At 65.7% G+C, this 12,276-nt stretch carries 10 protein-coding genes; 2 read left to right on the top strand and 8 right to left on the bottom strand.

The features are described 5' to 3' along the window. Positions 1-115 precede the first annotated feature (115 nt). Complete coding sequence (leuD, locus tag RIA72_RS05495) at positions 116-700, top strand: 3-isopropylmalate dehydratase small subunit (protein ID WP_350031315.1); 585 nt, start codon at positions 116-118, stop codon at positions 698-700. On the opposite strand, the gene leuC is transcribed toward leuD, so the two are convergent. The 4 genes from leuC to RIA72_RS05475 all read right to left on the bottom strand — a co-directional run bounded on the left by leuC (position 697) and on the right by RIA72_RS05475 (position 5,818). After that, positions 697-2,109, bottom strand: a complete 1,413-nt coding sequence (leuC, locus tag RIA72_RS05490) for a 3-isopropylmalate dehydratase large subunit (RefSeq protein WP_350031314.1) — start codon at positions 2,107-2,109, stop codon at positions 697-699. The genes leuD and leuC overlap by 4 nt on opposite strands. A gap of 8 nt (positions 2,110-2,117) precedes the next feature. Beyond that, the gene (locus RIA72_RS05485) at positions 2,118-3,413 is read right to left on the bottom strand and encodes an acyl-CoA dehydrogenase family protein (RefSeq protein WP_350031313.1); all 1,296 of its coding nucleotides are present in this window, start codon (positions 3,411-3,413) and stop codon (positions 2,118-2,120) included. Positions 3,414-3,431: 18 nt separating this feature from the next. After that, the gene (locus RIA72_RS05480) at positions 3,432-4,775 is read right to left on the bottom strand and encodes a phosphotransferase family protein (RefSeq protein ID WP_350031312.1); all 1,344 of its coding nucleotides are present in this window, start codon (positions 4,773-4,775) and stop codon (positions 3,432-3,434) included. A gap of 149 nt (positions 4,776-4,924) precedes the next feature. Then, on the bottom strand, positions 4,925-5,818 hold the full coding sequence (locus tag RIA72_RS05475; protein ID WP_350031311.1) for an EamA family transporter: 894 nt from the start codon (positions 5,816-5,818) through the stop codon (positions 4,925-4,927). Between the two features lie 154 nt (positions 5,819-5,972). Here RIA72_RS05475 and RIA72_RS05470 point away from each other — a divergent pair, with 154 nt between their 5' ends. After that, complete coding sequence (locus RIA72_RS05470) at positions 5,973-6,740, top strand: helix-turn-helix transcriptional regulator (RefSeq protein WP_350031310.1); 768 nt, start codon at positions 5,973-5,975, stop codon at positions 6,738-6,740. A 31-nt stretch (positions 6,741-6,771) separates the two neighbouring features. Here the strand turns inward: RIA72_RS05470 and RIA72_RS05465 are convergent, their stop codons facing one another. The 4 genes from RIA72_RS05465 to RIA72_RS05450 are packed head-to-tail and all read right to left on the bottom strand — an operon-like array spanning position 6,772 to position 12,120. Beyond that, on the bottom strand, positions 6,772-8,184 hold the full coding sequence (locus RIA72_RS05465; protein ID WP_350031309.1) for an amino acid permease: 1,413 nt from the start codon (positions 8,182-8,184) through the stop codon (positions 6,772-6,774). Between the two features lie 60 nt (positions 8,185-8,244). Further along, positions 8,245-9,237 carry a hypothetical protein gene (locus tag RIA72_RS05460; protein ID WP_350031308.1) on the bottom strand — a complete coding sequence of 331 codons (993 nt, stop codon included), beginning with the start codon at positions 9,235-9,237 and terminating at the stop codon, positions 8,245-8,247. A gap of 23 nt (positions 9,238-9,260) precedes the next feature. After that, positions 9,261-10,817 carry an L-piperidine-6-carboxylate dehydrogenase gene (amaB, locus tag RIA72_RS05455; RefSeq protein ID WP_350031307.1) on the bottom strand — a complete coding sequence of 519 codons (1,557 nt, stop codon included), beginning with the start codon at positions 10,815-10,817 and terminating at the stop codon, positions 9,261-9,263. A gap of 46 nt (positions 10,818-10,863) precedes the next feature. Beyond that, entirely contained in the window at positions 10,864-12,120 is a 1,257-nt protein-coding gene (locus RIA72_RS05450) for a metal-dependent hydrolase family protein (RefSeq protein ID WP_350031306.1), read from the bottom strand. Positions 12,121-12,276: the final 156 nt, after the last annotated feature.

The following is a 12,276-nucleotide window of genomic DNA, read 5'->3' as shown; positions in this document are numbered from 1 at the left end:
GATGCCGAAACCTTAGGGCGCGAGGATTCCCCCGGCAACCATCTTCGTCAACGCGATACAATTGGACAAAGCGCCCCGGTGCATTTACTTAGTATGCTAAGATACTGGAGGCAATGTGCAGAAATTTGTCCGGGTCAGGGCGGTGGCGGCAGCGCTGCCGCTGGCCAATGTCGACACCGACATGATCATTCCCGCGCATTATATGAAGGCGCTGACGCGAACGGGGCTGGGACAGCACCTGTTCCGCGAGCTGCGTTATGGCGCGGACGGGCGCGAGCGCGCCGATTTCATCCTGAACCGCCCACCCTGCCGCAATGCCCAGATCCTGATCGCCGACCGCAATTTCGGTTGCGGATCGTCGCGCGAACATGCGGTGTGGGCGCTCGCCGACTTTGGCATACGCTGCGTCATTGCGCCGAGCTTTGGCGACATTTTTGCGAGCAACGCCCGCAAGAACGGATTGTTGCTGATCCGCCTGCCCGATGATGTGTGCGCCGCGCTGCGCCGCGAAGTCGAAGACGCGCAATATGCCCCGGTCGAGATCGACCTTGCCGAGCAGCAGATTCGGCTTGCGTCGGGTCGGACGATCGATTTCGCCATCGACGCCGGCGACCGGCGCATATTGATGGAAGGGCTCGACGACATCGCCCGCACGCTGCGTCACGTCGATGCCATCGCGCGCTTCGAGGCGGCACGCTAGACCAGCATATCCGGCGACGCGATCGCCCCCGCGATGGCGCTCGCGGCGGCGAGGGCCGGGCTCATCAGATGTGTGCGCCCGCCGCGCCCCTGACGGTTTTCGAAATTGCGGTTCGACGTCGCGGCGCAGCGTTCGCCGGGTTGCAGACGATCGGGGTTCATGCCGACACACATCGAACAACCGGGTTCACGCCAATCGAAGCCCGCATCGCAAAGCGTCGCGGCGATGCCTTCGGCCTCGGCCTGCTGCTTGACCAGCCCCGATCCGGGCACGACCATCGCGCGCACATGCGGCGCCACCCGGCGGCCGCGAACGACCTCGGCGGCGGCGCGCAAATCCTCGATCCGGCTGTTGGTGCAGCTTCCGATGAACACGCGGTCGAGCGGCTGCCCGGCGATCGGGCTGCCCGGTGCCAGATCCATATAGGCGAGCGCGCGCGCCGCCGCGGCGCGCGCTTCGGGATCGGCAAGCGCGGCGGGATCGGGGACGCGCCCGTCGATCGGCGCGACCTGCGACGGGTTGGTGCCCCAGCTGACCATCGGCGGAACATCGCGCGCGTCGATGCGCAATTCGCGATCGAATATCGCCCCGTCGTCGCTGCCCAGCGCCCGCCAGCGGGCGACCGCCGCGTCCCATTCCGCCCCCTCGGGCACCGCCGGACGGTCTTGCAAATAGGCCAAGGTCGTCGTGTCGGGCGCGATCAGCCCTGCGCGCGCGCCCATTTCGATGCTGAGATTGCAGAGCGTCATGCGCCCTTCCATCGACAGCGCGCGCACCGCCGTTCCGGCATATTCGATGACATGACCGGTCGCCCCGTCGACGCCGATCCGGCCGAGCAGGTAAAGCGCCAGATCCTTGGCCTGGACATGCGGCGCCAACGCGCCGTCGACGGTCACCCGCATGTTGCGCGAACGGCGCTGGCGGATCGTCTGCGTCGCCAGAACATGCTCGACTTCGGAGGTTCCGATGCCGAAAGCCAGGGCCCCGAACGCGCCGTGCGTCGATGTGTGACTATCGCCGCAAACGATCGTCATCCCCGGCTGCGACCGCCCCTGTTCGGGCCCGACGACATGGACGATGCCGCCGCGCGGATCGCCCATCGGGACATTTTCGATGCCGAAACGCCGCGTATTGTGGGCAAGCGCCTCCAACTGCGCGCGCGCCTCGGCGTCGGCAACCCCCGCCGGCCCCAGCGCCTGCCCCGTGGTCGGCACATTATGGTCGGACAGAGCGAGCGCGCGTTCGGGCCGCCGCACCGCGCGCGCGGCCGCGTCGAGCCCGGCAAAGGCCTGCGGCGAGGTCACTTCGTGCAGCAGGTGAAGATCGACGTACAGGAGCGTCTCGCCATCGTCTTCGGCAACGGCGTGCGCATCCCATATCTTGTCATAGAGCGTGCGGGGCAAGGGCATGGGGGGCGTCAAATTCGTCCCAGCGTCTCGCGGCGCGGGCCGAGATAGCCGAACAGATAGGCCGCGACCTTGCGCATCTGGATTTCCTCGGCGCCCTCGGTGATGCGGTAGCGGCGATGGTGGCGATAGATATGCTCGAACGGCTTGTGCCGCGAATAACCGATCCCGCCATGAACCTGCATCGCGCGGTCCGCGGCTTCACAGACGAGGCGGTTCGCCCAATAATTGCACATGCTGACCTTGTCCGACAGCGTGCGCTCAATCTCCTTGTGCGGCGTGTTGTCCATCTCCCACGCGGTCTTGCGGATCAGCAGCCGAAGCATTTCGGCCTGCGTGGCCAGCTCGACGAGCGGGAACTGGATCGCCTGATTCTTCGCCAGCGCCTCGCCGAACGGCTTGCGCATCCGGGCGTATTTCACGCTCTCCTCAATGCAATAGACCGCGGCGCCGAGCGAACTCGCCGCCTGTCGGATGCGGTTCTGATGGACGAAACTCTGTGCGATCGACAGGCCGCCTCCTTCGGGCCCCAATCGCGCGCCGTCGGGCACCCAGACGTCGGTAAAGCTGACCCGCGGATGGTCGGTGGGCATGTTGAAGGTCCAGAGATATTCTTCGATTCTGAGCCCCGGCGACGGGTTCGGAACGAGCAGGCAGGTGATGCCTTTCGCATCGCCATCGGCGCCGCTGGTGCGGCAGAAGGTCGCGCAATGCGTCGCAACGTGCATCCCCGTCGTCCACATCTTTGCGCCGTTGATCAACCAGCCCTCTACGCCATCGCGGATTTCGGGCACCGCGCGCGTTTCCATATGCGTCGCGTCGCTGCCATGGTCGGGTTCAGTCAGGCCGAACGCAGTGCGGCGCTTGCCCTCGAACCCGCCCAAAATGAACTCGGCCTTCTGCTCATCGCTCGTCGCGAATTGTTCGAACATTTCGACGAACGGGAAATTGCCGACGATGCTGTGCTCGTTTTGCAAATCATTGTGCAGCCCCAGCCCCTTGGCCGCGAAATGTTCGCGGATCACCGCCATCCACAGATTGCTACCGCCCTTGCCGCCATATTTTTTCGGCGCCGAAAAGCGCCAATGGCCCGCGGCGTCGGCCTTGCGCGTTGCCGCGCGCAGCAATTCCTCCCACTCGTGCCGCGGCAGCCCCTGATTGTCCCAGTCGGTGCGCGCGTGTTCGCGGCGATGGTCGAAAAAGCGGATATTGTCGTCGGCCAGCTCGAGCGGCTTGATCTCCGCCTCGATAAAGGCGTCGAGTTCGTCCAGATAGGCCTGCAAATCGGCCGGAACCGCAAAATCCATCGTCTCTCTCCCTTGTTCCTATCCGCCCCATTCGGCGCGCGCCGCGGCAAGCGCGGCATATTTCGGGCTGTCGACCGCACATTTATCCAGCACCGCGCGGCGCAGTTCCGCCAGCAGACCGGGCCGCGCGAGCGTCGCCGTGCCCGCAAGCAGTTCGTCGGCGAGCGCTTTATCCTCTGCGCGCACCCCGGCATCGAGATCGCGCAACACGATGCCGAGCGCGTTCATCGCCACCACCGCCTCAAACTTGGCGTGCCCCGATGATTGCGGTTTGATCGCGCTTTCGATCCAGTCACGCACCGCCCGCACCATCTCGCCATTGGTCGGCTCACCAGCGGGAACCCGCGCGGCCAACGGCGACTGCGGCAGAGCGCGCGCGCGCTCGGTATCGGGTGCCTCGGCCTCCAATAGCCGCACGAGATCGAGTTCCTGCTCGGCGGTGCGGCGCCCGACGACGACGCGCTCGACCGTCGTGTCGGCACCGCTCCGCCACGCCTCGCCCATCTGGAGACAACCGAGCGCCCACCAGAGCGTGCGATAGATCAGCCAGAAGCGGAACCGCTCACGGTCGACCGGCTCGCCGCCCGCGCTTTCATAAGCGGCAAAATAATCCTCGAGACTGCCGAGCCCAAGGGCCGGTCTGTCGAGCTGGCCAAATCGCCATACGGTCATGCAGCCAAAGGCCAGATCCTCGTGCGCATCGCCCAAATGCGCGAGTTCCCAGTCAAGCACCGCGGCAAGACCGTCGGCATCGACCATGACATTGCCCATGCGATAATCGCCGTGGACGAGCACCGGGTCGGCGGGCGTGGGCAGATGATCCTCGCACCACCGGATCGCGAGCGCGATGACCGGGCGGTCGCCGCCATAGCCAAGGAAGCGTGCTTTGAGCGCCGCCAGCGCATCCGCCGTGTCCATGCGGGGTATCGCTGCCGGAATGTCGGCCAGCGGCAGCGCGTGGATGCGCGCGAGTTCGCGCCCAAGGTCGGCGAGCAGCGTCGGCGGCGGGTCGGCCAGGATCTTCGCGGGCGCAACCTCCGCCATCACGCGGCGCATGATATAGCCGGTGCCGAGCCCGTCGGTATCGTCCAGCACCCCGATCACTTCGGGTGCCTTTACCCCGCCCAAGCGCGCAGCGATGACCAGCGCTGCCTCGTCGCGGTGTCCGAACGGGCGGTCTTCCATATAAGCCGCCGACGGCGCGCGACGCAGGACATAGGGTGCCGAACCCGCTGCGCTGCGCCACTCGAACGCCCAGCTTTCCATATTGGCGCCGCCCGACAGCCGCGAGAGCGCGGAAAGTTCACCCTGCCCCGCAAATCGCCGCATCGCGGCCGCCAGCCGCTCCGCAAAGTCGCTCATGCCTCCACCCCGTACGCCATGCGGTCAAACCATTCGGAAAATTCCCGCATTTGCAATCCCCGGCAGGCCTACCCTGTCACGCTCGACAGGTCGGTCCAATTACTTAGCATTCTAACAATATAGAGCGAACGGGATTCGGGCAAGACCCGTCAAGGCGCCGGTTCAGCGAGGGCATCGTCCTTGGCGCCAGCCGCCGCGCCGATCGACGACACCATGATAAGGCCGATCGCCAGCCATTGCCCGGCCGACAGGATCTCGCCCAGCATCAACACGCCGATCAACGCGCCGACCGCGGGCTCGGCGCTGAGCAGGGTCCCGAAGCTGCTGGGTGGCAAACGGCGCAGCGCGACCATTTCAAAGCCATAGGGGATGGCGCTCGATACCAGCCCGACCGCGAGGCCCAGCGCCAATATCTCGGGCCGGAGCAGCGCCGTCCCCGCCGCAGCGATACCGACGGGCGCGACAAGAACTGCGGCGACGACCGTGCCCGCGGCTGCGGCGGCGGGACCGTGTTCCACGCCCGCGCGCTTGCCGAGAAGAATATAGGCCGCCCAGCACGCGCCGGCGATCATCGCGAGCGTGACGCCGCGCCAATCGAGCGCGGCGGCACTGTCGCGCAGAGGCAGGAGGAGGAGCAGTCCGACAACGGCGATTGCGATCCAGATCAGGTCGCTGCGGCGACGCGACGTAAACACCGCGACGCCCAGGGGCCCAATGAACTCGATCGCAATCGCGATGCCCAGGGGGATGTAAGAGAGCGCATGATAGAAGCTGAGGTTCATCGCCCCGAGCACGACGCCATACAACAGGATCGATCGCCAGCCGCTGCGCAGGTTGAGCCGCCACGGCCGCAGCACAAGCGACAAGAGCAATGCGCCGAAGATCAGGCGCAGCGCCGTTGCGCCCGCCGGTCCGACCAGGGGAAACAGGCTTTTGGCCAGCGCCGCGCCGCCGGTCACCGACACCAGCCCGATGAACAGGGCGCCGAGCGCGAGCAGATCGACGCGGCCGGGCGATGCGGGTTTGGGCGAGGAGGCGTCCATCGATTCTCGTTGTCGTTGTCGTTGTGAAGCGCCTGACTAAGCGGTCAAACCGGGCGTGGGAAGCCGGCTCGTCATTTCATAATGTCCGAACGGCTCCAACAATCGCAATTTATGGTTGCGGCGCGCAGCCCGAACGGGTCAAGCTGGCGGCGCCATGATCCAGAAACGCTCCGTCGTCATCTCTGCCGAGCTGACCGCCTATATCGGCCGCGGCGCGTGCGACCTTTCGGCGCTTCCCGCCGCGCCGCTGATCCTGGGTTTCGGGGACATCGGCGAACCAGCGGTCGGTGTGATGACGCCGGGCGCGCTTGGCGCCGAGGCGCATGACGATCTGGTCGTCCTTGCAATCAACCGCGCGGCCTGCCGCCGTCTGTTCGGCCTTGTCCCCAAGGCGGGTGGCCGCTGGTATCTTCCCGCGGACCTGCGCGGCATCGGGCGCGCAGTTGTCGCGGTCGAGGGCGACGGCGAAGCGGTCACGCTGCTCCGCACGGCGCGCAGCCTGGAACTGCTGTGCCAATTGTTCGAGGCGCTGAAGTCGGGCCGGATGGTCGAGGCACAAGGCCCAACGACGCTCAGCGAGCGCGAGATCGCCCTTGTCGCCGCGGCGCACGAGCTGGTGCTCGAAGCGTGGCAGGACAAGCTGACCGTCGACGGCATTGCGCGCCGGTTCGGGCTGGGCAAGGCCAAGCTGACGCAAGGGTTCCGCGAACTCTACCGCTGCACGGTGGCCGAGGCGGTCAGCGAGCGCCGCCTCGAACATGCGCGCCAGCTGCTCGCCGAAAGCGACCTGCCCGTTGCCGTCGTCGGCTATCGCAGCGGCTATACCAGCAATGCGAGCTTCACCCGCGCCTTCGCGCGCCGGTTCGGCATGGCGCCGACCGAGTTGCGTCGCCGCGCGAACGACCGGCAAAGCGCGGCGTAGGATTGACGCCCCGGCCGCGGCGGTAGGCGCGTCAGACGCCGGGGACGGACCGGGCCAACGCGCTCCGGAATCGGCCGTACACGGCATAGAGAGCAAGACCGAAGAGATTCCAGATCAGACACCATAAGAGCGTGTCGGCCGGAAGGCTGAAAAACAGATAGAGACACCCCCCCAGGGTGCCGAGCCCGACCAGCCAGACCGCCCGGACGCGAAAGGGCCGCGGGACATCGGGTGCCCGGCGGCGAAGAACCAACAGGCAGACGCCGACCGCCATGAAAGCGATCAGCGTACCGGCATTGGCAAGCGCGGCGACCTTGCCGATCGGCAGCAGCCCTGCGAGGACCGCGACGATCGCCGCGGTCAGCAAGGTGATGCGCGTCGGCGTTCCGCGCCGCGAAATATGCGCGAGCCGCTGCGGCAGGAACCCGTCGCGCGCCATCGCGAGGAAGATCCGGCTTTGCCCGTAAAGAAAGGCGAGCAAGACGGTCGGCAGCGCCACCACGGCCGCCGTCGCCACGATCTGTGCGATCCCGCCCTGCCCGATCGAACGCAGGATGAGCGCCAGCGGTTCAGGGCTGTCGGCGAAGCTGGCGAAAGGCGTCGCTCCGACGGCCGCCGCGGCGACCAGCATATAGATGAGCGTGCAGGCGACCATCGAGCCGATGATGGCAATCGGCAAGTCGCGCGCCGGGCGCCGGGTTTCCTCCGCCGCGGTCGAAATCGCATCGAAGCCATAGAAAGCAAAGAAGATGATCGCCGCGGCCGCCATCACCCCGCGCTGTACGCCGTCACCATCGACATGCGCGGCATAGCCATAGGGCATGAAGGGATCGAGGTTGGCGGCGTCGAAATAAGGCAAGGTGTAGCCGACGAATAGCAGCAGGGTAACGATCTTGACCACGACGAGCGCCGCGTTCACGCGCGCGCTTTCGCGCGTTCCCATCAGCAGCAGCCCCGCGACGACCGCGATGATCGCGATTGCGGGCAGGTTGATCAGCCCGCCGAGTTCGGGTCCGCGCGTCAGCGCTTCGGGAAAACCGGCCCCGACGAGCAGCGGCGACGCATAACCCGACCAGCCGACCGCCACGGTCGAGACGACGAGCGAATATTCGAGGATGAGGCTCCAGCCGACGACCCAGGCGAAGACCTCCCCCAGCCCGGCGTAGGAATAGCTGTAGGCGCTGCCCACCGCGGGCATCATCGACGACAGCTCGGCATAGGCGAGCGCCGCGCACGCGCAGACCGCGCCCGCGATGGCAAAGGCGATCAGCACGGCGGGGCCGGCGCGGTCGACGCCGACGCCGATCAGCGTCAATATTCCCGTACCGATGATCGCCCCGACGCCCATTGCCATCAGTTGCGGCCAGTGCAGCGTTGGCGGCAGCTTGTCCGCGCCGCCTCCGCCAGCCGCAATAACCGGTTTGCGGCGGGTCCAGTCGTTCATGCTACCTCTCCCAAAGACACGGCCCGATCATTCGGGTCCGCGGCATCGCCATGCCCCGGTTCAGGGCTGTTCGTTCGGGAACAGCAGCAACCAGTCGGCTTCGGCCTGGATGCGCGCGAAAAAGCCCCAGCTGTCGACGTTGATCGACCGGACGAGCCAGGGCTTCGCCTTTTCGGCCTCGCCGCGCAGGATATAATAATTGGCCAGGCTATAGGCGGTCGACGCTGCGACGCCGTCGGCGGTCGCAAAGGCGCGGCCGCTGTCCTTGTCGCTGAAGAAGCTGTCGGCGGCGCGGTGTCCCTTGAACAGCTGGATGCCGTCAAAATAGGTGTCCGACCCGCCCTTCGGATGCACTTCGAACAGCGTCAGGTCATAATCGTCGAGCAGCTTTTGCGCCTCGCGCAGCTTTCCGGCGCGCGCGAGCGACAGATATTCCCAATAGGTGTTGGCGGTGCGCGCCTCGACATCGTGGGTGAAGGCCGCAGATTCGGCCGATTTCGCGAACCATTTGGCCGCATTTTCAAAATCATGCTTGGCGAAATAGGCCTGCCCCAGATGGTAATAGAGATAATATTGAACGACATCCGGGTCGCCCGGGAAATAGTCGGGACCCGGCCTCTCGCGTTCGAGCGGCTGGTTTTCGTAAAGCTTCGCCGCCTTCAGTCCCAGTTCGATCGATTTGTCGAACTCGCGCAGCGAAAAATGCCGGTGCGCCCGGTGGCGGAGCAGCTTGGCCGAATTGGGAAAGCGCTTCAGCGCCTGATCATAGACCGCGGCCGATTCCTTCGAATAGCCCTGATAGAACAGGACGCGGCCGTACCAGGTCGCGGTGTCGACGGTCATATTCGCTTCGAACGCCTCCTTCGCATCGCGCGCCGCGCGGTCGAGCGTTTCGGTCGCCGCGACATTGGCGTTACGCGTCTGCGTCGTCACCATCGGCTTGCCGAGCAGCGATGTGCCCTGCACACTGCCTTCCTGCGCCGCACCCGATACCGGCGCCGCCAGTGCCAGAAGTGCCGCCGATACCAGCCAAGTCAGTTTCGCGGGGACCATCGTATAACCTCCTCCAAAATGTCTTATTGCACGTCGAGATCGAATTTCACGCCCTGCGCCAACGGCAGCGACGCCGAATAATTCACTGTCGCAGTGACGCGGCGCATATAATTTTTCCAGCTGTCGGAGCCCGACACGCGGCCGCCGCCGGTCGCTTTTTCGCCGCCGAAGGCACCGCCGATTTCGGCGCCGCTCGTCCCGATGTTGACGTTGACGATTCCGCAATCGCTGCCCGTCGCCGACTGAAAACGCTCGGCCTCGCGCATGTCGTTCGTGAAGATGCACGACGACAGACCTTGCGGGACGCCGTTCTGCAAAGCGATCGCTTCGTTGAGGTCCGAATAGGACAAGATATAGAGAATGGGCGCGAAGGTCTCTTCGCGCACGACGTCGCTCTGGCGCGGCATCTCGACGATCGCGGGCCGGACATAATAGGCGCCGGGCGCCCCATCGACGTCGATGCGTTCGCCGCCGTGTACCGTCCCACCCTCGCGGCGCGCCTGGTCGAGCGCGCGCTGCATCGCGTCGAACGCCGCCTTGTCGATCAGCGGGCCGATATGCGTCGCGTCGGCGAGCGGGCTGCCGATGTTGAGGCTGCCGACCGCAGCGATCAGCCGCTTCACGAAATCGGCGCGAATGCTGTCGTGGACGATCAGGCGGCGCAGCGTCGTGCAGCGCTGGCCGCAGGTGCCGGTCGCAGCAAAGATCGTCCCGCGCAGCGCGAGCCCCATATCGGCGCTCGGCGCGACGATTGCGGCGTTGTTGCCACCGAGCTCGAGTACCGACCGCCCGAAGCGGCGCTGGACGCGCACACCGACGTCCTGCCCCATCCGCACGCTGCCCGTCGCGCTGACGATCGAAACGCCGGGGTGGTCGGCGATGATGCCGCCGCATTCGGCCCCGCCGATCGCGATCTGGACCAGATGGTCGGGCGCAAATTCATAATCGGCCGCAACTTTCTGGAGCAGTTTCGCAAAGGCGAGTGCGGTGAGCGGGGTCTTTTCGGACGGTTTCCAGATCGCGCTGTCGCCGCACACCAGCGCGACGGTCGTGCCCCACGCCCACACCGCGGCGGGAAAGTTGAACGCCGAGATCAGGCCGAGCACTCCGAGCGGATGCCAATATTCGGTCAGCCGATGCTCGGGGCGCTCGGACGCGATCGTCAGCCCGAACAACTGGCGCGACAGACCGACGGCATATTCGCAAATGTCGATGACCTCCTGCACCTCGCCGCGCGCCTCGGTCAGTATCTTGCCATTCTCGATCGTGAGCAGCCGCGACAATGCCTCCTTATGCTCGCGCACCAGCTGGCTATAGCGCCGGACCAACTCGCCGCGGTGCGGCGCGGGCACCTGTTTCCATGTGTGGAACGCCGCGTCCGCCCTCGCGACCATCGCATCCATCTCGGCGGCGCCGTGCATTTTCAGCGTCGCGAGCGCGCTCCCGTCGATCGGCGAAAAGACATCAAGGCCCAACCCCAGATCATCCTCCAGCGACAGACCAAGATCGTGAAACAGCCCGGCAATCGCATCGGCGAAGCGGCCGGGCGACGAGGAGAGAGACGTGTCGATAGCGTTCATTATAAAATCCATTGAAAGTGTTTTGAAATTCGGCGGACCTGACGGCTCAGCGCCCGTCGGCCGGCGCATGAAGGATGACGCGGCCATCCTTGATGACGGTGGAAACATGTTCTAGGATCGTGATGTCGCGGAGCGGATCGCCCGCGACGGCGATCATGTCGGCATATTTGCCGACCGCGATTGTACCGAGATGCTCCGACTGGCCGAGCAGCGCTGCGGCGTCGACCGTTGCGGAGCGCAGCGCCGCGGCCGGCGACATTGGCCCCTGTTCGACCATCAGCCGGAACTGGCGCGCATTCTCCCCGTGCGGCGACACACCGGCATCGGTCCCGAAAGCGAATTTGACCTTATGCTCGACGGCAAGGCGGATATTGCGGCCGGCAACGCTGCGGGCCTCGGCCATCTTGGCGCGCACCGCGGGACTCGCGCTTTCGTCCTTGCGTCCGTCGAGCAGCCCCAATGTGGGAACCAGCCAGGTGCCGCGCGTCGCCATCAGCTTCGCGGTATCGGCATCCAGCCACGTGCCGTGCTCGATCGAATCGACCCCCGCGCGGACCGAGGCCGCAACGCCCGCCTCCCCATGCGCGTGCGCCGCAACCTTGAGCCCCAGGCTGTGCGCGGTGGAGACGATCGACGTCAACTCGTCGTCGGTGAGATGCTGACCAAGGCCGCGCGCCTGCTCGGACATGATGCCACCCGTCGAGGTGATCTTGATGAGGTCGGCGCCATATTTCGCCGCCTCACGGACGCGCAGCGCGCATTCGACCGCGCCCGTGCAAGCGCCGGTATAGTCATAGGGATAGAGCGCCTCGGTCGCCTGTCGGTTGAGCCCCGACATGTCGCCATGGCCGCCAACGATCGACAGCGACGTCCCCGACAGAAAAATCCGCGGGCCCGTGACGATGCCATCGTCGATCGCGTCGCGCAGCGCGTGGATCGAATAGCCGTCGGACCCGACATCGCGCACCGTCGTGAATCCCGCCTCCAGCGTCTTTTTCGCATTGGAAAAGGCAAAAAGCGCGACATCCTCGGGCGTGTCGATCGCCGCCGACCAAAGCTTCGTTTCGGGCGAGAAGCTGAAATGCACATGCGTGTCGATCAAGCCGGGGAGCAGCGTGCGGTCCTTGAGGTCGAGCGGCCGCATGCCGGAGCGCTCGATAAATCCCGGCAAGATCTCGACGATCCGCCCACCCTGAACCACGATCGTGCTTGGCCCGCGCGGCGCCTCGCCGGGCACCGCAATCAGCCTACCCGCGTGAATCACCAGAGCTTCGACCGCTTGCGTTCCAGAAGGCGTTGCCAAGGCCCCGCCCGAAAGCGATGCGCCGATTGCCAGCGCCCATAATCTCCCGATGCCGCCCAAGCCAAACTCCTGCCGCCCTGCACTCCGAGGCCGCCCCGTGCAGCGCTCATCATTTGCATAGGAAGTTTTTGCTAGTTTAGCAATAAATTTTATGAT

Origin of the sequence: Sphingopyxis sp. (assembly GCF_040216815.1) — a bacterium.
Taxonomy (GTDB): domain Bacteria; phylum Pseudomonadota; class Alphaproteobacteria; order Sphingomonadales; family Sphingomonadaceae; genus Sphingopyxis.
Note: the sequence above shows the minus strand (reverse complement) of the source record. Positions and strands in the feature narration are given on the sequence as shown.